Annotated in this window: 14 protein-coding genes and 3 pseudogenes; 8 read left to right on the plus strand and 9 right to left on the minus strand. The window is 56.9% G+C overall.

Annotation, left to right across the window (positions count from 1 at the left end; genetic code table 11):
* The first annotated feature begins 37 nt into the window (after positions 1-37).
* Together rfbB and rfbD are read left to right on the plus strand one after the other, a co-directional pair.
* Complete coding sequence (rfbB, locus tag C8264_RS17685) at positions 38-1,108, plus strand: dTDP-glucose 4,6-dehydratase (RefSeq protein ID WP_108462309.1); 1,071 nt, start codon at positions 38-40, stop codon at positions 1,106-1,108.
* Positions 1,105-1,983, plus strand: a complete 879-nt coding sequence (gene rfbD / locus C8264_RS17690; RefSeq protein WP_108462310.1) for a dTDP-4-dehydrorhamnose reductase — start codon at positions 1,105-1,107, stop codon at positions 1,981-1,983. The genes rfbB and rfbD overlap by 4 nt, the downstream gene beginning before the upstream one ends.
* Positions 1,984-2,011: 28 nt before the next feature.
* On the opposite strand, the gene C8264_RS17695 is transcribed toward rfbD, so the two are convergent.
* The 3 genes from C8264_RS17695 to C8264_RS17705 form a co-directional block, all read right to left on the minus strand.
* Positions 2,012-2,962: a glycosyltransferase family 2 protein gene (locus tag C8264_RS17695; protein WP_108462311.1), complete on the minus strand. Its 951-nt coding sequence runs from the start codon at positions 2,960-2,962 to the stop codon at positions 2,012-2,014.
* 105 nt (positions 2,963-3,067) lie between these two features.
* On the minus strand, positions 3,068-4,360 hold the full coding sequence (locus tag C8264_RS17700) for an HlyD family type I secretion periplasmic adaptor subunit (RefSeq protein ID WP_108462312.1): 1,293 nt from the start codon (positions 4,358-4,360) through the stop codon (positions 3,068-3,070).
* Positions 4,361-4,378: 18 nt separating this feature from the next.
* On the minus strand, positions 4,379-6,094 hold the full coding sequence (locus tag C8264_RS17705) for a type I secretion system permease/ATPase (RefSeq protein WP_108462313.1): 1,716 nt from the start codon (positions 6,092-6,094) through the stop codon (positions 4,379-4,381).
* Positions 6,095-6,366: 272 nt separating this feature from the next.
* Here C8264_RS17705 and C8264_RS17710 point away from each other — a divergent pair.
* Positions 6,367-6,665, plus strand: a pseudogene (locus C8264_RS17710) (ATP-binding protein); the annotation flags it as partial.
* Between the two features lie 329 nt (positions 6,666-6,994).
* Positions 6,995-8,332 (plus strand): calcium-binding protein, encoded by a 1,338-nt coding sequence (locus tag C8264_RS17715; protein WP_162783740.1) that lies wholly within the window; start codon positions 6,995-6,997, stop codon positions 8,330-8,332.
* A gap of 211 nt (positions 8,333-8,543) precedes the next feature.
* Here the strand turns inward: C8264_RS17715 and C8264_RS17720 are convergent.
* The 3 genes and pseudogenes from C8264_RS17720 to C8264_RS17730 form a co-directional block, all read right to left on the minus strand.
* Positions 8,544-9,092 (minus strand): annotated as a pseudogene (locus tag C8264_RS17720) (transposase); the annotation flags it as partial.
* Between the two features lie 54 nt (positions 9,093-9,146).
* Positions 9,147-9,743: pseudogene (gene istB, locus C8264_RS17725) on the minus strand (IS21-like element helper ATPase IstB); the annotation flags it as partial.
* A gap of 829 nt (positions 9,744-10,572) precedes the next feature.
* Complete coding sequence (locus tag C8264_RS17730) at positions 10,573-11,769, minus strand: site-specific integrase (RefSeq protein ID WP_108462315.1); 1,197 nt, start codon at positions 11,767-11,769, stop codon at positions 10,573-10,575.
* Positions 11,770-11,856: 87 nt separating this feature from the next.
* On the opposite strand from C8264_RS17730, the gene C8264_RS22970 reads away from it, so the two are divergent.
* Positions 11,857-12,135, plus strand: coding sequence for a helix-turn-helix transcriptional regulator (locus C8264_RS22970; protein WP_108462316.1), 279 nt, complete (start codon positions 11,857-11,859; stop codon positions 12,133-12,135).
* A gap of 379 nt (positions 12,136-12,514) precedes the next feature.
* On the opposite strand, the gene C8264_RS17740 is transcribed toward C8264_RS22970, so the two are convergent.
* Both C8264_RS17740 and C8264_RS17745 read right to left on the minus strand, forming a co-directional pair.
* Positions 12,515-14,167 (minus strand): coiled-coil domain-containing protein, encoded by a 1,653-nt coding sequence (locus tag C8264_RS17740; protein ID WP_108462317.1) that lies wholly within the window; start codon positions 14,165-14,167, stop codon positions 12,515-12,517.
* 225 nt (positions 14,168-14,392) lie between these two features.
* Positions 14,393-14,779 (minus strand): helix-turn-helix domain-containing protein, encoded by a 387-nt coding sequence (locus C8264_RS17745; RefSeq protein WP_342748710.1) that lies wholly within the window; start codon positions 14,777-14,779, stop codon positions 14,393-14,395.
* Between the two features lie 20 nt (positions 14,780-14,799).
* Here C8264_RS17745 and C8264_RS17750 point away from each other — a divergent pair, with 20 nt between their 5' ends.
* The 3 genes from C8264_RS17750 to C8264_RS17760 all read left to right on the plus strand — a co-directional run bounded on the left by C8264_RS17750 (position 14,800) and on the right by C8264_RS17760 (position 18,188).
* Positions 14,800-16,053, plus strand: a complete 1,254-nt coding sequence (locus C8264_RS17750) for a site-specific integrase (RefSeq protein WP_108462319.1) — start codon at positions 14,800-14,802, stop codon at positions 16,051-16,053.
* Positions 16,054-16,063: 10 nt separating this feature from the next.
* Positions 16,064-16,696, plus strand: coding sequence for a hypothetical protein (locus tag C8264_RS17755; RefSeq protein WP_108462320.1), 633 nt, complete (start codon positions 16,064-16,066; stop codon positions 16,694-16,696).
* A gap of 199 nt (positions 16,697-16,895) precedes the next feature.
* Complete coding sequence (locus C8264_RS17760) at positions 16,896-18,188, plus strand: reverse transcriptase domain-containing protein (protein WP_162783741.1); 1,293 nt, start codon at positions 16,896-16,898, stop codon at positions 18,186-18,188.
* A 776-nt stretch (positions 18,189-18,964) separates the two neighbouring features.
* Here the strand turns inward: C8264_RS17760 and C8264_RS17770 are convergent.
* On the minus strand, positions 18,965-20,575 hold the full coding sequence (locus tag C8264_RS17770) for a hypothetical protein (protein WP_108462323.1): 1,611 nt from the start codon (positions 20,573-20,575) through the stop codon (positions 18,965-18,967).
* Between the last annotated feature and the right edge of the window lie 300 nt (positions 20,576-20,875).

Consider the following 20,875-nt stretch of genomic DNA (forward strand, 5'->3'; position numbering starts at 1 on the left):
GGAGCCTTGCCGCGGATTGGAACTGACGGAGATGCCAATGAATATTCTTGTAACCGGTGGCGCAGGGTTTATCGGCTCTGCAGTGGTTCGACTGCTGTCTGAGCAGAAGACAACCAACGTTATCGTCGTTGACAAGCTCACCTATGCGGGGAACTTGTCTTCTATAAAGTTGGACAATGGTCTGAATAGTTGCCGGTTTTATCGGGTGGACATCTGCGACGAGAACAAAGTTCTGGAAATAATGCGGGCTGAGTGCATCACCCATGTCATGCATCTTGCGGCCGAAAGCCATGTTGATCGATCAATTGACGGGCCCGGTGCGTTCATCCAGACCAATGTCGTGGGAACCTTTAATCTTTTAAATGCTGCCCTTGCCTATTGGCGGGAGCTTCCAGTGACAATGCAGGAGCAGTTCCGGTTTCACCACATCTCCACAGATGAAGTGTTCGGTGATCTACCCTTCGACGAGGGCATTTTCACTGAGGAGACGGCATATGATCCTTCATCGCCCTATTCCGCTTCCAAGGCCGCCTCCGACCACCTCGTAAGATCGTGGCACCGTACCTATGGTCTGCCGGCGGTGGTTTCGAATTGTTCAAACAATTACGGTCCTTATCACTATCCCGAAAAGCTGGTCCCGCTGGTTATTCTGAACGCCCTCCACGAAAAAGAGCTACCCATCTATGGAGCAGGCAACAATGTGCGTGACTGGCTTTTTGTTGAGGATCACGCGCGTGCCCTGCAGCTTATTGTCACCCAGGGAATAGCGGGGGAAAGCTATAATGTGGGTGGACGCGCAGAGAGGACAAATCTATCAGTGGTTGAGACAATATGTGAACTGCTCGACGCCAAGCGGCCCAGGGCGGGAGGAGCCAGTTATGGCGAGTTGATCCGGTTTGTTTCGGACCGGCCCGGGCATGATCGACGCTACGCCGTTGACCCCACAAAAATAGAGCGCGAACTCGGCTGGCGCGCGCAGGAGTCTTTTTCCAGCGGCATCTCGAAGACCATTGACTGGTATTTGGCCAACGAAGCCTGGTGGCGGCCCATCCGCGAGCGCTCTTACGCCGGAGAACGCCTTGGAACGGCGGGCTGGGCTAAGCCATGAGGATCCTGGTCATCGGCCGCGATGGACAACTCGCGCGTGCTCTCGCGCAGCTCAACAGCGATGCATTGTCGGTTCGTTGCGTTGGACGGCCGGAGCTGGATCTGCTGGATCGGGATACGATCGGCGCCGCGATCACCAACTACTCGCCCGATGTCGTGATCAATCCGGCAGCTTACACCGCCGTCGACAAGGCAGAGAGCGAGCAGGATCTTGCCTTTGCCGTAAACCGGGATGGCGCTGAGCATGTTGCCGCAGCGGCGAAGTTGGCCGGAATACCCCTCGTTCATATTTCGACAGACTACGTGTTCGATGGCCACAAAACTTCACCATACGTGGAAACAGACACCCCCGATCCTCAAAGCGTTTATGGCTGCTCTAAGCTAGCGGGAGAGAAGGCCGTGGCGAGGGCCAATCCAGACCACGTGATCCTTCGCACGGCTTGGGTTTATTCGCCATGGGGGCACAATTTCGCCAAGACAATGCTGCGGCTTGCTGGCGAGCGCGAGGTGGTGCGGGTAGTTGCCGACCAGCATGGGACGCCAACTTACGCCCCCTATATTGCCGACGCCGTTGCCGCGGTGGTCAATTCGATACGCACGCGAAGCAACGGCGATTGGCGCGGCCTTTTTCACCTCACCAATGAGGGCGACACAAGCTGGGCCGACTTTGCTGCCGCGGTGTTCGAACATTCGCGCCAGCGCGGCGGTCCATGGGCTCGGGTCGAACCGATTGCAACCAAAGATTACCCCACGCCGGCGAAGCGACCTACCAACTCCCGCCTCGACACCACGCTCTTCTCCCAAACGTTCGGCTATGCTCCTCCCCACTGGAGAGAAGGCGTGCGGCGCTTCAGCGAGACAATGCTTCCCCGCTAAGGCAATGGGAGCAGCAACTACCCTTGCGCTAAAGCCAACCCATTGCTCCGGCTAGCCACATCATTGCATTGGCCCGCAGGTTCTGCCGGTAGACCCGGGAGCGAAAAACGGAGATCAAGCCCAAAGGTGGCGTGGCGGTATGGGCATCTTTAAGGTGCCTCAAGGTGATGCGGGCGGACGGGGTGAGCATATCCGCACAGGCCTCAAGCCCTGCGATGTTGCCAGCTGTCCACTCGCGGAACTGCCCCTTCACGACACCCCCGATCCGTCGCAGGTTCGCGGTCAATCCGCTGTTCTTGCCTAGCACGTTGTTGGCGTGCTGCCGGTAAAGCAGGTTCGGTTCAGGGTCGTACACAGCTTTACCACCGCAGCCCGTCGTCAGCATATAGGCCCACCAGTCATGCGTTACAAAGCTGGTGCGGCGCGCACTTTCGGCTAGAAGCGCAAAGGCGGGGGGGTTGAGCGTCATGGTATTGCCGCCGGCCATGCTTTGAACCAGAGCGTTCTGGAAGCCCATCTGGCGCTCCCACAATGGCGAGAACCCGATGGGGCTACCGTTCACATCGACCAGTTTCGTGCGGGCGCCATAAAGAACCGGCGACGGGGTATCCGCAGTTGCGGCAAGTGCCCGCTCGATCTTGGCGGGCAGCCAGACATCATCCTGATCCGAGAAGCAGTATCCGACGTAGTCGCCCGATACGCTAACCATCAGCGAGCGGAAATTCTCCGCGAAACCCAACCGGGGACCGGCGCAGATGCGAAACTGTCCCTTGGTCCACTTGGCCGCCCATTTGGCCAGAATGGCAACAGTTGCATCGCTTGAGCCGTCATCGCTCGCCCAGATGTCAATCCGGGGATGGGTTTGCTCAAGGATGGAGCGGAGCTGCTCGTCAAGGAACGCTGCGCCGTTGTAGGTCGCAAGCAGAACCGCTACGGGCCGGGTAGAGGGGGGAGCAATTTGTGAGCGGTTAAGCGGCATCAAAGACAATCGATCTCTGCGAGGTTGCGCTGGCCTGGTTAGGAAAGTGCGCGGCTTCCCTTACCAGCGGCCGGCCATTGGAGAGGCCGAAAATGTCGCCAAATGCTATTGTTCGCGCATGCCCTTGCGCACGGCATCGGATAGCGGAGACGTTAGGTACTCCATCACCGTGCGTTCTCCAGTCGAAATCAGGACGTCGGCCGGCATATCGACCGTCAGCCTTTGTTCGACATCGTCTGGCACCATGCCTTTGCTGACAATGATGCGGGCGCGGTAAAAAGGCGGTGTCTTGCCGTCCTGGAGGTCGATAGTGAGGTTGGAGACCGAATCCACTTCACCCATAATCACCGGCATAAACCGGCCCGGGAAGGCAGTGAGCTTAACTTCAGCCTGCAGGCCGGGCCGGACGCTGTCGATATCGATGGGCGCCACGCGTGCCTCGATCACGAACTGATCGGCAGCCGGCAGGATTTCAAGAACGACTTCACCGGGTTTGACAACGCCGCCAACGGTGTGGAACTTCAGCGTCTCAACGGTACCTTCCACGGGGCTGCGGATCTGCGTCCGGAACAGCACGTCCTTGGTTGCGGTAACTCGCTGGATCAGCTCTTGGACCTCTCCGCTGACCTCTTCGTATTCCGAGCTCGCGCGCTCCTGATACTCCTGCTGTGCCTGCAGGATCTGAAATTCGGTCTCTCCGATCGATTTTTCAACCTTGGCCATCTCGGTATCCATCCGCGCCACGTTGGCTTCCACCTCGACATGTTCTTCTTCATAGGTGGTAAAGGCGTTGGTCTGAATCACTGCCGACTCCAACCCCGGGCGCATCCGCTCTAACCGGGTGGAGAGCAACGCGGCACGTTCACGATAGAAAACCTTCTGCTGCTCAAGGCCTTCATACTCCCGCCGCAGCTGATTGATCCGATTGGTCAAAATATCGACCTTGGAGCGCAGGATCGACTGGCGGCTTTCAAATATCTCCTGCTGGTCGGCAATGGCAGACTGGACCTGGTCCGAGGTCTCCGCCTTGACGCTGCTCGATAGAGTAATTTCGGGGTCCATTCGCCGCTCAGCAAGCAGGCGGGCCTCCATGGCCTGAGCGATGCGCAGACGGATTTCGAAAACGCGCAACTCGGACCAGGCCTGCACTTGGTTAAGGCCGATTAGGACATCGCCTTCCTTGACGCTCTGGCCCTCCTTGACGAGAATTTCCTCGATGACCCCGCCTTCCAGATGCTGGACCTGTTTGCGGTTGGAGGCCACGTCGATCATGCCAGGCGCAATCACCGCGCTGTCCAGCCGGGCGGTTGAGGCCCAGACCCCCGCAACCCCAAAGGTAAGCCCGATCACGGTATAACCGGCGATGATGAAGGGTTTTGGATTGGATTTGCGCTTCATGGCAATGGTCTTTCTGCGTCAGGCGCGCTGCGAATCCAGATTGGCGGGCTTAGGCACCGCCTGGATGGAGGGCGCTTTGGGCTTAAGGATTTCCCCTGGCGTCGTAAAGGCCTGCACGGCGCCCTCGCGCAGCACCAGGGCTCTGTCGCAAATTGTCAGGAGGTTGGTCTTGTGCGTCACCAGGATCACCGTAGTGCCAGCGGCCTTCATGGCCTTCACCGCTTCAAAAAGCGCCGTCTCGCCATCGCTATCAAGGTTGGCATTGGGCTCGTCCAGAATGACGATGCGTGGGTCGCCGTACATGGCACGGGCTAGGCCAATACGCTGGCGCTGGCCACCAGAAAGCTGCTGGCCATTGTCGCCCACTTGGGTCTCGTAGCCTTCAGGGCGGCGGAGGATCATGTCATGAACGCCGGCCATAATGGCGGCCTTGATCACGGCTTCAGATTCGCCCGATGTGAAGCGAGAGATGTTTTCAGCGATGGTGCCGGCAAACAGGCGCACTTCCTGGGGGAGATAGCCTAGGTGCTGTCCAAGCTGCTCGGCATTCCAATGGGAAATATCGGCGCCATCGATGCGCACTGTGCCGGCGACGGCGGGCCACACGCCCGCGATGTTGCGCACCAAACTGGACTTCCCCGAACCGGAGGGGCCGACCAGAGCCAGAGTTTCGCCCGGCTTCAGCGCAAAATTGATATTGCGCAGGAAGGGTGTCTTGGTGCCGGGAACAAGCGAAGTCAGGGCCTCGACCGCCAAAGCACCCTGGGGCGTCGGTAAATCGATGCGTTGTTCGTCGCCCGGAACGGTAGCAAATAGATTTTTCAAGCGGTCATGCGCCTGGCGGGCGGCAATGAACTGCTTCCACTGACCTACGGCCTGCTCCACTGGCTGCAGAGCGCGGCCCATCATGATAGAAGTTGCGATCATGATACCGGGAGAGATCTGCTGCTCAATGGCGAGAAACGCACCAATGCCCAAAATCGCCGATTGCAGGATCATGCGGAAGGTTTTCTGAAACGTCAGGATACCGCCGGCCTTGTCGCTGGCCTCGGCCTGGGCGTCGAGCATCGCGCCGTGCCGGTCCTGCCAGCGTTGGCCCAGGGCGCGCTCCATGCCCATGGAGCGGATCACCTCGGCGTTCTGCAGCACGGCGCCGGCAAATTGGCTAGCATTCTGGCTGGCTGTGTTGGCCTCCTTGAGCTGGCGCTTGGTGGCAAATTCATTGAGCAGCGCCAGGGAAAAGATAACCACGCTGCCGCCCAGGGCTAGGAAGCCGAGCCAGGGGTGAAACAGGAAACAGATGAAGATAAAGAACGGCACCCATGGGGCGTCAAAGAAGGCGAGAATGCCCGAACCGGTCAGAAATTCCCGGATCTTATTGCCATCGGACAGCACATATTCAGCGCCGCCATTGGGGTTCATCAGGCGCAACTTGACGGCGCGGGAGAAGATTTCGTCCGAGAGTACCTGATCGAACTGCATGCCGGCGCGGACCAGCACCCGGGAACGGATCCATTCGAGCACACCAAAGACCACCATGAGGAACAGGGTAATCATCGAGATCATCAGCAGAGTGGTCTCGTTACGGGTGCCAAGCACGCGATCATAAATCTGCAGCATGTAGAGCGGCGCAACGAACTGCAGGCAATTGATGGCAAAGGAAAATGCGAAGGTAGTCAGACCAATGGTGCGGAATTTTGCATATGCCGCGTCGAGAGGTGTCTTTGGCGCCATGGGTTTTCCCGGGAAGTGTGCCGAACGGACGAAGCGTTGTCACCAACGTGTTGAGGGCCGCTGGCCTTCCATACACAGAAAGCCTGTTGCTGGCAATCAAAGGCAAAGTACGAGAGGCGCACGCGACGCCAAGATCAATGACAATTGAAGGCCAGATGAAACGTTCTCACCGCCTCACCGGAGCCCGATACAGCCCTGTGGCCCTCACTGGTCTTCTGAATGCCATTGTACGCCGGTGCGACATAACCAGTTGGCTGCTGCGCAGCCTCAAGATGTATGGCATGGCCTAGGCCGTGGACGAGCTGATCGAACAGGGTGCGCCCGCCTTCGATGCCACAGTGCCGATCCTGTCCCAACTGCTCAAGCCGAACTTGCCGAGCGGGAGGTGAGGTCCATCACCTATCACCTCAAGGGGGCCCGCTTCCCCGCTTACAAGGATCTGACGGGCTTCGACTTTGCCTCCAGCGAGATCAATGAGGCCTCAGTCCAGCAACTCCATCGCGGCACCTTCATCGAAGGCGCTGACAATGTGGTGCTGATCGGTGGTCTTGGCACCGGCAAGACCCATATCCACAGCCCTCGGCGTCCCAAGGTATGAGCTTCCCACTGAGGGATACTTCACCCGGGTTTATCAGCTAGGGGTGGGTGGTCCTGGCATAGCCCTACTATCTGCCGTCAATTCCCCGGATTAGCACCACGCTGCAGCCCTTGATTCGTCTCTGGTCACAAACCAGTCACAGGCGGTTGCCTTTGTCTTCGCTCCAGCGATGGGTTTGGTCCCTTTGGTTGTAGTTCCGAAGTCTGGCAGGCGAATTGTACGCTGAACAAGATACTGCGCACCTTGACGCCCATCTCGGCGCGGTCCACGATTAGAAACGATCTAGTCAACGGGTGATTGCAATGGCTGTAGTACGTGCTTACTCCGCAACGGATATGAGCTCAGCTCAAGTAGGTAATTGGCAATATCTTGTCCCAACTACAGCCACTTCCACTTATTTCGACGGATACTATAGTTTCAACCCTTATTTCGGAGCGGGATTCGAAGGCTTTGGTTTTCAATACCAGAATGGCAGCCCTGTTGCGGGAACGGTCACACGGCTTTTTGACGACCAAAACCATGGGTCTTACTTAGCCTTTGATGTGCAGAACATTGCTGTTCCCGTGTCACAGCTTCAATATTGGTCACAGTACAATCGCACGGAAGAGGCGTACTCGACCCTCCTTTCCGGAAACGACATTTTCTACGGAAGTACACTTGACGACATTTTGTTCGGCTATTCCGGTGACGATTGGATGGAAAGTGGAGGTGGAAACGACATCCTGATGGGTGATCAGGGGTTGGACACAGCTGTTTTGCCGTTCAGCTCCTTCTATGCATATCCAAGTTCCACTGTTGTGTTTGGGGAGAGCGCCCTTTGGTTCTCTGACGGTGTCAACGAAGTCCAGCTAGCGGGGTTTGAACAGGTCCGCTTCACTGACGTCATGATTGATTACGGTGACGGCAATTGGCTTATAGACGACCGCTATTACACGAGCACTTACAGAGACGTGTTTGGTGCCAGACTTGACCCCGAGTCCCATTACGCTACGGCTGGCTGGCGGGAAGGACGAAACCCCAACGAAATTTTCGACACGTCAGATTATCTCGCGGCCAATAGTGACGTGAAAGCGGCAGGAATTAACCCGCTCGACCATTTCGCCCAATTTGGGTGGAGGGAAGGCAAGGACGCTGGGCAGTCGTTTGACACTAACTTCTACCTCGCCGCCAACCCGGACGTTGCCGCAGCGGGAATAGATCCTCTGGAGCATTACCTTTTGCACGGCTACGCTGAGGGCCGTGACACTGCACTTGCTGTCTTCGATCCCCAAACCACCAACGGCCTCGATCGTGGTTACTATCGAGCGACAAACGCGGACGTGGCAGCTGCCGGAATGGATGAGCTTGTCCATTTCGAGAATTTTGGGTGGAGAGAAGGGCGAAATCCTAACTCCTACTTCGACACGAACGGGTATTTGGCCGAAAACGAAGACGTAGCTGCTGCAGGTATGAACCCGTACGAGCACTACAATCAATTTGGTTGGAAAGAAGGGCGTGAAACCGGCAGTCTGTTTGACACCGTTGCCTATCTAAGTGCCAACGAAGACGTTGCGGATGCGGGCATCAATCCGCTTGAGCACTGGCTCAACCACGGTATAAATGAGGGGCGTTCGCTAGGGACCTACGATCTCTTCGCGTGACCGCGCTGAAATGCGAGCTAAAATACTTTAGGTCTAGCCTGACGCAGGCCTTGAGGTAGCTCCAGCATGTGGCATGTCTGATGATATCGGGCAGACGACTGATGGTGTTCCACTGTCCGTCGTCAGATCATTTGGCGTGTCCGTCGTCAGACCATTTGGCTCAGTTTGCGGCTTAGATTAGCGGAGTGTCGGTCTCGTCTTTGGGTTGATGTTATGCGGCGATCTTGCGGTGCTGCAAGCGCCGATGCTGGATGGTCTGGCGTTTGATCCTTTCGCGTTGCTTGATGATGGCTGCGGCCCTGCCGAAGTAGGCGTCGGCTGGCGTTACGTTGGCCAGGCTCTCATGATAGCGCCGGTGGTTGTAATGCTCGACGAAGGCGCCGATCTGGGCCTCGAGGTCGCCGGGCAGGAAGTAGTTCTCCAACAGGATGCGGTTCTTGAGGGTCTGGTGCCAGCGCTCGATCTTGCCCTGGGTCTGGGGATGCATTGGAGCGCCCCGGACATGGCTCATGGCTTGAGCCTCGATATAGTCCGCCAGTTCACCGGCGATGTAGCTCGGGCCGTTGTCACTGAGCAGCCGGGGTTTGTGATGCACATGGGCCTGGTCGCAGCCAGAAGCGGCCAGCGCCATGTCCAGCGTGTCGGTGACGTCCTCGGCTCGCATGGTGCTGCATAGCTTCCAGGCAATGATGTAGCGCGAGTAGTCGTCGAGCACGGTGGACGGATACATCCAGCCCCAGCCAATGATCTTGAAGTAGGTGTTGATTTCCGCCGAGAAGTGACCCTGGCTTTCCACTGAGAAGTGACCCGCCTTTTAGTTGTGTTCTGGGTCAGGTGTGGTGGTCAAGTGTCTGGGTTTCTCCTTTGGGTTTGATGGCGGATGGGCCGAGCTGTTCTTGAAGCGGAAGCTGTCGTTTCCGGTCTCCAGGATGTGGCAGTGGTGGGTGAGCCGGTCGAGCAGCGCAGTGGTCATCTTGGCATCGCCGAAGACGCTGGCCCATTCGCTGAAGCTGAGATTGGTGGTGATGACCACGCTGGTATGCTCGTAGAGCCTGCTGAGCAGGTGGAAGAGCAAGGCGCCGCCTGAAGCGCTGAACGGCAGGTAGCCAAGCTCATCAAGGATGACGAGATCACAGTGAGCCAGGCGGCCGGCGATCTGGCCGGCTCGCCCCTGCATTTTCTCCTGCTCGAGCGCATTGACCAGCTCGACGGTCGAGAAGAAGCGGACGCGTTTCTGATGATGCTCGATGGCCTGCACACCGACGGCCGTGGCGATGTGGGTCTTGCCGGTTCCCGGGCCACCGACCAGAACGATATTGTTGGCGTCCTCGATGAAGTCGCAGCGATGGAGCTGGCGGACCAGGGCCTCATTGATCTCGCTGCTGGAGAAGTCGAAGCCATTGAGGTCGCGCCTACCTTTGATCTGACACCTCCTAGTGAGCACCTGCCCACAACCACATTGAACCCTTATTCGTCGGCCCATGGGCGCCTCCTTATAATAGGTCCGCATTATCGGCTATCATTGCCCATACTCAACTAAGCTGCCCCCATCATGATGACAGCTGTAAAAGCCGGAGTGCATGCTTGTTGAAGAGGATGTCGTGCCCTGTATGTGACAAGGCATTTCCTCAGCTTGGTTAAAGGCTAGGCATAGCATCTGCTTGGGAGTGGATAGCCCTAGCTGCCTCCACTAACCTGCCCTCAGTGGACTCTCTCTATGGCTTCTGGAGGAGTTCTAGCGGGTGGTCTGTGTTGGTCTTATCCAGCTATGAAGTGGACCGATGACAAGGACGTAATGTCTAGTTCGGCTAAGCTGAGTAAGGGCATTGAGTGACAAGGTGTGTCTGCTTATTGAGAGACAGCCTACTCAATGGTTCATTGGGTATGTTTAGCTAGACCATAGATACAGATGATCGTCGCCCCATGGGGGGGCTCCTCATAATAGGTCCGCATTATTTGCCCTGACCTATGCCCACCATGTTCATAATCAAGCTATCCCCTCCTGTTCAGCGAGAACGTAAACCCGGGCCTTAAGCAATCTGGCGAGGGAATTAGCCTGATCATTTGACAAGCTATTTTCCCCAAAATACTCAGAGGCAGTATACGGCCTTGATGGGGGTCGGGTGGCTCTTGCCCGGGTCTGAACGATTGTCAGTAACCTTCTCTGGTCATCCTAACCAGTTTCGGCGGTAAGCCCCACCTTCCAGCAGGACAGTAGGCCTCAAAAGATGTCGGAGGAATCAGCGAGCTGGAAAAGAGCCGTCCGCTGCAATGCCCTGGTATGCCCGGTCAATGAAAGCTGCCGCTTTTTCCGTGGCATCCCTCCGCGTGTCATCACTCAGATGTGCATACCGCTGTGTGGTCCGAAGCTGCGTATGCCCAAGAAGGTCCTGCACGACATAGATGGAAACTCCAGTGTTCACCAGAAAGCTCGCAAAGGAGTGCCGAAGATCATGCAAACGGACATCAGCCAGCCCTGCCCGCTTCCTGATACGATCCCATGGGCCGTAGAGCGATGGTGAGGGGCGTCCTGTTGCCTCTGTTGGGAAGATGTAAGGGTTGCCCTTAGTACGTTTGATGCCCTTCAATAACGCTACAGCCTGCCCGCTCAGAGTGATCTTACGGGGCTTGCCTGATTTCGACCGGGGAACAAGCAGGGTCTTCTTACGCCAGTCGATGTGCTTCCATTCGGCTTGCGTGATTTCGTTCCGCCTTCCCCCGGTCAGAAGCAAGAGCAGGACGGCATCAGCTGCTACTCTGTTCTCATCAGCAGCAATGGATTCAAGTAAACGGCGTGTCTCTTCCGGTGAGAGGAAACGATCCCTGTGAACGTCAGGGGCAAGCTGGAGGGGAGCAGTAGGGTTCTCTGCCGTAACTCCCGCGATCTTCCATTTCCTTGCAAGATTGAAGATGTAGCGAAGCAGGATGACAGCTCGATTGGTTGTACCTGCGGCATAGCCTTTGACGCGCATAGTCCGCAACATGGCACTGATCTGCTCTGCGGTCACCTCGTCTAGATAGAGCCGCCCCAAGGCTGGGAGAATATGCAGACGGAGCATTATCTCGTCGGTTTTCCAGCTTCGCTTGTACTCCTGCACATAAGGGAGGTAGCGAGATTGGACCAGTTCGGATAACGTCAGGCTAGCCCTGAGTTCCTGTCGCTGGAGCTGAGGGTCAGGACCAAGAAAGGCTTCTGCTTTGATAGCCCGTCCTTTGCGGCGAGCTTGTTCAAGGGTGATGACGTCTGCTGTGCCGATCTTGTACTGGCGCTGTGCACCGTGTCTGTCGGTGTAGCGTTGGTAGAAGGTTTTGCGCCCTGTGGCTCGCACCTCCAAGACAAGTCCAGTCAGGACGGTGTCGAAGTATTCAGCCTTAGCGCATCCCTCAGGACACGCGGCGGAACGAATGCGGGTAGCAGTGAGATTGACCTTAGGCATAGCCGTCCAACGGTAATGTCATTTTTTAAGACATACACATGATCACAATGCACATTCAACCCCAAACATCGCTGAAATGATGTAGCTGTGAGTGCTGCCGCTACCGTACATCGAGCATCGCTTGGCGCACGTATCCGTGCTGCACGAGGCGTTCTGGGCTGGAGCCAAGTCGATCTGGCGGACCGAATTGGGTCGACACAGAGGTCGGTACATCGCATTGAACAGGGGGCGGTTGACGCTCGAAGTTCGACGGTTGCTGCAATCGATCAAGCGTTTCGCGATGCGGGGCTTACGTTCGAGGACCTAGGGGAAGGTGGGTTCAAGCTCATTGCCCCGTCCTCTGTATTCGTGTCAAAGGGCGAATGACACAGAGGGCTGATGCATGGCCATCTCGAAGCCCCAAAAGAGCCACTGCCGACAGCATGCCGACAAAGGTGAGCGGGTAGCACGGCCTTAAAGCTACAAGCTCCTTCGCCGTAGTCCCATTGAAATCAGCCGTTTAAGTCGCTCTGGCCCCCTCCAAAGCCGCCCACGGCATGCCGACGAACTGCGGTCCTGAAACGGGTTAAGCGGGACCTGAAGACGTTATAGGCGGAACCCGAAGGCACTCTTGGCAGAACGTAAGCTCTGCTATCAGGAAACGACAAGGTCGGTCGAAATCTCGCTTTCTACCTGAGCTGCATCTCCAAAAAGAAAAACCCCAGCACAAGGCCGGGGTTCTCCGTAAAGACCGAAGTCTTAGATGTTATGCTGTGGCTTCGGAAACGCGCAGTACGCCGTTCTCGAAGCTGATGGTGTCTGCATCGACGCCCACGAGGGTGATGGTCTCACCAGCGAAAGCACCGTCCAGCTGACCATCGTAGGTCTCGGTTTCGATGTAGACGACCGTGTTAGCACCATCCTGCTGAAGGAAGATGTCCAACGCAGCGACGTTTCCGAAGTTGGCGTTACTGTCGAGGTCGGCATCGTCTGCAACAACGGAGGCTGTGAAGTCAGCACCGATGAACAGAGCGTCTTCGCTGTCGAAGCCCGTGATGCTCTGATCGCCTGCCAGTTCGCCACCGTAGAGGTATAGGTCACCCTCTGCAGTTGCAACTTCAGCACCGTCAACGAGGGTCGGAGCCTCGAACCCAAGAGCCTCAAGAGCCTCAAGAGCAGCTGCTTCGTTGTCCTGCAGAGCTTCAAGCTGGTCAACCAAAGCCTGAGCGTCTGCAACGTCCTGGATCAGCTCAGCACGAACTTCCAGAGCCGTTTCGGCACCTTCGACAGCCGTCTGAGCTGTTTCTAGAGCGTCAAGCCGCGGGTTATCGAGCTCAGCAGTCGCTACGTCTGCTCGTAGACCAGCACGTTCGGCGACTTCAGCCTCGGCATCAGCAACGTCCTGACGCAGATCAGCACGCTGATCAACCTCAGCCTGAGCGGCAACAACGTCGCCGTCCAGTTCAACCTCTTCCGCACCGATTTCGCCAGTTGTCTCTGCATTAGCAGCGGCAATCGCAGCTGCGTCAGCAAGGGACTGGAATGTTGACGGAGCGTAGGCATTCAGAGCGTTGTAAGCAGCTTCCAAATCAGCATCTGTCGTTGGATCTGCCGAGTCGTAATCCGCAAAAGCAGTTTCATAGGCAGTAACGAGAGCAGCAAAGTCTGACTGGGCGTCCTGAGCGTCAGTCAGAGCTGCGTCCAGGTCAGCGTCTGGACCATCGGCAGTGATGTCAGCGTCCAGAGCGTTCTGAGCAGCCGTGACGTCCGCAGCTAGCTCAGCATCGGTGCCATCAGCTGTGATGTCAGCTTCGAGATCAGTCCGAGCAGCAACTGCAGCAGGAGAAGAGGACACATCCAGCGTGTTTACCTGAGCCTCAGCAGCAGCAGCTTCACCCTGAGCAGTGACGAGAGCAGCATCAGCAGCTTCGCGGGCCTGAACAGTCTGAAGCAGCAGGGTTACGCCTGCAGCAGTTTCTTCCGAAACGCCATCGGCCAGAACCAGCTCATCGTCGGCGTTCAGTTCGATGAGACCAGTAACAGTACCATCTGCATTAACGGTGACGGGGCCATTCAGAGCCTCATAGCGCGCCTCTGCACCAGCCACGTCAGCATTGGCTTCAAACTGAGCTTCGATGGCAGCGTCTACCGCTGCTTCAGCAGCCTGAAGGCGTGCTACAGCTGCAGAAAGGCCAGCAACAGCATTCACTGCAGCCTGAGCATCGGCAAGTTCTTCCTGAGCATCGGCAAGGTTGGCCTGCAGAACACGATCGGATGCACCAGCACGGGCAGTCGCAAGATCGGTCTCAGCCGTGGTCAGGCTTGCTTCGAGGGAGGCTTCGGTAGCCGAAGTGGTCTCATCATCGTCGCCATCGGCAGTGACGAGGAACTCAGCAGTAGCCTCATTGGCATCCTGCAAATTGGCCAGAGCTTCAGTGAGCGATAGGACCGGGGGTCGCTTTTGGCTAAGTCTATCAAGTACTTAGACTTTCAACGCGCACCAACCCACCCACAAGCCACTTTTTGGTTGCTAACTAGCCATTTATCGCCTATAATCAGGGATAGGAAGTCCCCGGTTTCTCTGGAGTTTCTCTCTATGGCTGCTCTACTCACATTTACCCACTCCAACGACAAGCTCCTGCCGTTAGAAGTCCAAGTTCACTCGCCTGCGACGAACACGAGATTGAGGAACCGGCGTAGAGGGCGCTGCTGCCTCATCACCTTTTTCCGCCAGCTGGTGCTTCCGAACGTCTGCCCGAATTGCTGATGCGCTCGGTTCCTCCACCAAAAGGCCAAACCCCTTTGCGTCGCTTTGGAAGCGGACCCCAGCCTTCTCGAAGGCAGCAACGATTTTCTTCATGTTCGAAGGTCTACCGGGGCCGTCCAGCCGCTCAAGTCGGCTGATCGACGTTTCTGAAACCTTGGAACGCTCAGCAAGGGCCGCTTGGCTCCACCCCAGAATGGCTCGGGCCGTCCGGACCAGTACGGGAAATGAGGGGTCTAACACGTCCATGATTATTCCTGCCGTCATCACTCACCCGGAGAGATAACATGCCTAAGGCCAAGTTCACTCCCTCGTTTCTCAACAATGCTGCCTGCCCGGCGAACATGAAGCGCATCATCTACTCCGATGACAGCGTGAAAGGCCTTGTCATGGAGGTTCGAGCATCTGGTGGCCGAACTTTTTACGTTCGTTATCGCGACAAAGACGGCGCTCAGCGAAACCTGAAAATTGGCGACGCTACGAGCATATCCCTTGCTGCTGCGAGAACAAGAACGATTGAAGTCATGTCACAGATTGCACTCGGACGAGACCCGCAGGGAGAGAAGCGTTCTGAGCGACAGATCCCCCTGTTCGGCGACTTCGCGCGGGGCCGCTATCTTGGGCACGTCAAGGGATACAAGCGGTCATGGAAGTGCGATGAAATCCTCCTGCGGGTTCACGTTGAGCCCCTTTTGGGTAAGAAGCGGCTGGACAACATCACCATTGGCGATGTGACTGCGCTGCACCATGGCATAGTCGCAAAGGGTCTCGCTGCTGGCACGGCCAACCGCATCTTGGTTCTTGTGCGCTACGTCTTCAATCTTGCAATCAAGTGGGGCGTCGAGGGTATGACGCAAAACCCCTCTAAAGGGGTGGACCTGTTCAAGCTAAACAACGAGCGCCAGACCTTCCTCAGCCATGAGGAGTTGGGGCGGCTGATGAAAGCCCTACAACAGTCTGCGAACATACAGCTCTATTCAATCGTCCGTTTCATGCTGCTCACAGGGGCGCGGAAGCAGGAGGCTTTGAAAGCAGGTTGGGCCGACATCGACTTCCAGCACAAGGTCTGGGTTATCCCCATCACCAAGTCGGGGCGGGAGCGCAAGGTGCAGCTGAGTGACTTCGCTCTGCAACTGCTCGAAGCCCTGCCCTCTCGCGGCAACTCAGACCACTTGTTCCCCAATCCTGATACGGGTCGGCCTTACCATACGATCTTCGTTGCGTGGAATACAGCCCGCAAGCGGGCCGGAATGCCGGAGTTCCGCATCCATGACCTTCGGCACTCCTTTGCGAGTTTTCTCGTCAACAGCGGCAGGTCAATCTTCGAAGTCCAGACGCTACTTGGGCACTCCAACATCAAAACGACCCAGCGCTATGCCCACCTTGCTAACGAAACGCTCTCCGATGCGGTGAATAGGGCCGCTGCGTTCGCGTTCTCCGGCGAGGCTGCCGCGCCTCCACTCATAGAGGGGACCGCCTCGCGGACCCGCCTACCTCCACGTGAGCGGCAGCGCCCTGTTCGGCTTCTAGCCACAAGGTAGGAGGCAGGCAATGCAGATCAGGGAACTCGATAGCTTTGGGCGAGTACGTCTGTCGCGCCACTTCTTCATGCGGGACTTCCTCTATTCGGAAGTGGCAGCCAAGCATGGCATCAACAATGTGCCAGACGATCCCGATCTGGCCATTGCCACAGGGAAACGCCTTTGCACCGAGGTTCTCGAACCGATCGTCTCTATGTTCGGCCCTATCGCGATACGCTCCGGCTTCCGCTCTGCCAAGCTCAACGAATTTGCGTCTGCACACCGACTGCAGTGCGCCAGCAACGAGAAGAACTTCGCCTACCACATCTGGGACCATCGCGACGTACAAGGCCACAGTGGTGCTGCTGCCTGCATTGTGGTGCCATGGGTCATCGACAATCTGCAGCAGAGCCGCTTGGACGATTTCGCGCTCTTTCTACACGAGCGGCTGAACTACCACCGCATGGTATTTTTCCGCAGCCACGCAACGTTGAACATCGGCTGGCATGAAGCCCCTCGCCGGGAAATCCTTTCATATTGGCCTAAGCCGCGCACCGTGCTCCGCGTCGGGCAAGCTGCACAGGGAAGCCTCAGCCTAGAGCCGAACCACATGGCCCCAGAAACGTATCAGCGGCCAGCTGGCGATCTGCTTTTCAGGAGCTAACAAGATGAACCCCGGTGCAGCAATCCTTGGCCGAAACACATGCGCGACAGGCTCTAGTTTGGCTCAAGGGCACGCCGTCCCTGCTCCGCGAAGTCGCACCCGTTCACGCCCTCCTCAGCATGGCGATGCCAGCCAGCGATTAATGCCGTCCCTGCCGTCGCAATCGCCACTAGCGGACGAGCCGCTGTCCAAAGAGGCATTGGCAGAGATCAAGGCCCATAGAAGCCTTTTCCGCAGGGGACGGAAAGCGACCGGGAAGCTCTGCAGGAGGATAGAGGAGCGGCTAGAGGCCGGGGACAGCGAAGGAGCCCGCCAAGCCCAGCGCACGCTGCTAGGAAGCTTCTCTGCCAAGCTGATGGCCTATGAGCGTGCGAACAGAAAGATGCGGGCAGACAAGAAGCTCCCTACATCGCAATTGGTCGCAGCAGCGGAGCGCTTGAACCCGTTCGACCAAGAGAGCGAACAAGTGATGCTACAACTGAAGCTCAAGGATGACGGCCGGACCCGCCGCCCCATCCATTCTTTCGGCATCAACCACCGCGCTCGTCAGTACCTCTGCAAGATGGCGCTAGAGCCCTTCCTAAATCCCATCCTGCGCCCTGAACAGTTCGCCACTCGCAAAGGGGGCAGAGACGAGGTTGCCCGCAGGATCATAACCGGCATCGAGAACGGCGAGATCAAGTACTTCGTTGAACTCGATGTCGAAGATTTCTACCCGAACATTTTCACCAACGGAGGAATAGATGAAACCAGCATAAGCCTTACCGACTGGCTCCCCTTACCTGAGCCGGTAGTCCGGTATTGCCTGACACCAAAACATTTCAATATCCATTCTCTGTTACATCATATCCCCCCTACCGAAGGTGTTAGCCTAACAATAGATAGCCGCGCCGGGTTGTCACAAGGATCGGCCACTTCACCACTTATCGCTGAAGCCATCTGCAGTACGTTCCTGTCCAGTGCCTCGCCGGATTTTCTGGCTCGCGTTCTGGCCTTCAACTACGCAGACAACTTCGGTATCGGCGGCAAGTCCGCCAAGGGTGTGAAGCAGGCGATGCTAGCCTTGAAGCGTTCTGCGGAACGCTGCCCCCGTGGCTCTTTTTGGCTAAAGGAAAAGTCCTCCCGCAAGGTGGAGAGTGGTTTCAATTTCTTAGGCTACCACTTCCAACGAACTAACAGCGGCAAAGCCGATATAAGCGTCTCCGAAAAGAACGCTGAGCGCTTCGCTGCCCGCGTCAAGTCGATCCTGAAACAATGCCGTGTTAGCACTCACAACCGCGTCGCCATTGCCGATGGCATCACTGAGCTGCAAAGATACGTGGAGAGCTGGTGCGCAGGGTTTTCCCTTGCGCCCTACGTGCAGCACCGCGCCCTCCGGTTAAGCTGTGAACAGGCCCGACACGTAGGTGGGCAATCTATGCAGGCAGTCCGACAAGCCTTCACAGCAGCATTCGGGGCCGAGTTCGTTGCTGGGGTAATCAGCGCGCGATGACAGGACGTCTTTTAGGGTGAAAGCCGCTGGTGGACCGGCCAAGCGTTTGGACTGCCGGAGTGGCACCCTGAGCGGCTCGACTGGTAACGCGGGGAGGAAGCAGCACCATTGGTCGGAAGTAGCCGTCGGCTGGTATATTTTGACGGCACCCTGTGTTTCCGTCTGACCCCACTAGGCGGAGTGGGCTGCGTGCCCCACTGATCGCTGATAGCCGCGCGCCGGATAAGAGAAACCAAATGACACGTACAGAGAACCTCATCCACGAGCCCAAGCTTACATGGGAGCAGGTGAACGCCATAAGGCGGAACTACCGCTGGCACTCGTCTACGCACGGCTGCAAGAGCCTTGCAGAGCGGTACGGGGTCAGCACCAACACCGTGCACAAGATCGTTCGCGGCAAGACGTGGAAGCCGAGGCCGGGAGGTGATGATGTGCAACCGCCGAAGTTGAAGCCGAACCACACACGGCTATTCTCGTCTTTTGCAGCAAGCACCGAGAGCCTGCGAACGCAGCTGGCTGCCCTACAGGATTTCAAATAACTGCAAATTCACCCCCTGCAGCTTTTGTAGGAGATGAACCCCGGTGCACCGAAAGCAGTGAGTTCGCCAGCTTTCCCATTCAACACCGCGCCCAGCTTGGTGTTCCTCCGGTGTCTGCAGGACGGCCGCAGCTTCACCTCTGCGCCTAGGGCTGCCCGCCTTGGATTAGAAGTGCCCACATAAAAGAAAACCCCAGCACAAGGCCGGGGTTCTCCGTAAAGACCGAAGTCTTAGATGTTATGCAGTGGCTTCGGAAACGCGCAGAACGCCATTTTCGAAAGTCACGGTGTCGGCATCAACGCCCACGAGGGTGATGGTCTCACCAGTGAACGGACCATCCTGGTTGCCCTGGAAGGTTTCGGTTTCGATGTAGATCACGGTCTCGCCAACGCCCTGCTGGATGAAGATGTCCAGTTCAGACACGCTACCAAAATCGGTGGCGTCGTCAGCAAGAACATCGTCGTCAGCAAGAGTGATCGGAGCAGCGAAATCAGCACCGATGTAGAGAGCGTCTTCGCTATCGAAGCCAGTGATGGTTCCGGAGTTTTCACCGTCGTAGATGAACAGATCACCTTCGTCGGTTGCAAGCTCAGCACCGTCCACAACAACCGGAGCTTCGAACCCAAGAGCCTCAAGAGCCTCAAGAGCGCCTTCTTCGTTCGCGACCAATGCGTCGAGCTGATCAACTAGCAGCTGCGCATCAGCAACGTCCTGACGAAGCTCGGCACGAGCCACAACAGCTGCTTCTGCGGTTTCAAGCGCATTCTGAGCGTCGATCAAATCCTGATACGCAGCGCCGGCGGCGCCGCCATTCTGGGTGATGTCTTCGATCAGAGGAGTACGGTCTTCCTGGATTTCGTTGACAGCATCGCTGGCTTCGAGCCATGCGTTGAGTTCGTTCACGACTTCCTGAAGGCCGGCATAGCCAACACCATCGGCAGTGATGACGATACGACCTTCCGGACCCGCAGCATCAAATTGCTGGAACTCAGCCACAACTTCGCCATCAGCTGTAATCGCGGTAGCTGTACGAACGACTACAACGTCATTCTCCAATTCGGCAGCAATGAAAGCTTCAACGGCCGCATCAGCGTCCACCTGAGCCGCATCACGGACTTCCTTGGCAGCGACCAGCTCAGCGGTGAGGCGCTCAAACTCAGCGACTTGAGCTGCCAGCTCAGCATCGTCTTCAACAGCTACTTCATAAGCGCCTTGAGCAGCGGAGAGATTAGCCTCAGCAGTCACTACCGCAGCGTCGAGCTGACGGTCAGTGCCATTGTCGAGGATGTCACCTGCCAGCTCGTCTTCAGCAGCACCGAAAGCAGCTTCTACGTCGCCATTCTCTTCTACGAATTCGGCGACTGCTTCCCGAGCACCAGCCAAATCGGCCAGAGCTTCAGTGAGCGCATCGCTCTCGCTGCCTGGAGTACCGGGACGGTTCTCCGCGTAGCCGAACGTGATATAGTGCTCGTAGGCTTCTTCTAGCGTATCAATGCCGGCAGCCTGAAGATCTGCATTGGCATCAATATAGGCTTGGAAAGGGAAATCGGCACGAGCAGGGATAGTGTCGCTCAGGGCGCGGCCTTCAGCGCCACCGTGCAGCTGATAGTGCTGCCAGGCGTTGAGGAAGTCACCTTCTTCAATAGCATCTGCAACGTCGGGGTTCAGAGCCAGGTACTCTGCTGCGTTGAAGGCGGCATTCGGCTGAGTGCCTTCTTCGTCGCCATAGGCATTGAAGTGCCAGAGAGCGAAATCTTCGTAGCTCAACCCGATGTTATCTTCTTCGTAAGCTGCAAAAACGTCAGGGCGCTCATCATAATAATATTCTGCGTCAAAGGTCAGAGCCATTGCTCTTTCTCTCCTTGGTGAAAACTTACATCAAGTTGAGCGGACAAGGGGCTTCCTCCCATCCGCGACTCGCCATCGAACTAGTTCCAATCCGATGATCGGCCCTTGAGGTAGCAGCAAGTCCAAGAGGGGGCAAGGCGAAATTAAGACGAGAACAGGGCAATGCAAACATTCGTGACGGGGGTTGCGGTGCGGCCAAGCTCTTGGTGGGAACCAATAATTAACTACTCGCCGCAGTCAAAGCTTCCATCTGGGATACAAGAAAATGTGGCAAGAACAACAACCTACCAGTGTAGGGCT

Origin of the sequence: Devosia naphthalenivorans, from assembly GCF_003056355.1 — a bacterium.
Taxonomy (GTDB): Bacteria; Pseudomonadota; Alphaproteobacteria; order Rhizobiales; family Devosiaceae; genus Devosia; species Devosia naphthalenivorans.

Excerpts from the sequence above, each read along its gene's own strand:
- C8264_RS17755 (WP_108462320.1), top strand. The coding sequence starts at position 16,064 with ATGCAGATCAGGGAACTCGATAGCTTTGGGCGAGTACGTCTGTCGCGC.
- C8264_RS17695 (WP_108462311.1), bottom strand. The coding sequence starts at position 2,962 with ATGCCGCTTAACCGCTCACAAATTGCTCCCCCCTCTACCCGGCCCGTA.
- C8264_RS17705 (WP_108462313.1), bottom strand. The coding sequence starts at position 6,094 with ATGGCGCCAAAGACACCTCTCGACGCGGCATATGCAAAATTCCGCACC.
- rfbB (WP_108462309.1), top strand. The coding sequence starts at position 38 with ATGAATATTCTTGTAACCGGTGGCGCAGGGTTTATCGGCTCTGCAGTG.
- C8264_RS17745 (WP_342748710.1), bottom strand. The coding sequence starts at position 14,779 with ATGACGGCAGGAATAATCATGGACGTGTTAGACCCCTCATTTCCCGTA.
- C8264_RS17700 (WP_108462312.1), bottom strand. The coding sequence starts at position 4,360 with ATGAAGCGCAAATCCAATCCAAAACCCTTCATCATCGCCGGTTATACC.
- C8264_RS17730 (WP_108462315.1), bottom strand. The coding sequence starts at position 11,769 with ATGCCTAAGGTCAATCTCACTGCTACCCGCATTCGTTCCGCCGCGTGT.
- rfbD (WP_108462310.1), top strand. The coding sequence starts at position 1,105 with ATGAGGATCCTGGTCATCGGCCGCGATGGACAACTCGCGCGTGCTCTC.
- C8264_RS17770 (WP_108462323.1), bottom strand. The coding sequence starts at position 20,575 with ATGGCTCTGACCTTTGACGCAGAATATTATTATGATGAGCGCCCTGAC.
- C8264_RS17750 (WP_108462319.1), top strand. The coding sequence starts at position 14,800 with ATGCCTAAGGCCAAGTTCACTCCCTCGTTTCTCAACAATGCTGCCTGC.
- C8264_RS17715 (WP_162783740.1), top strand. The coding sequence starts at position 6,995 with ATGGCTGTAGTACGTGCTTACTCCGCAACGGATATGAGCTCAGCTCAA.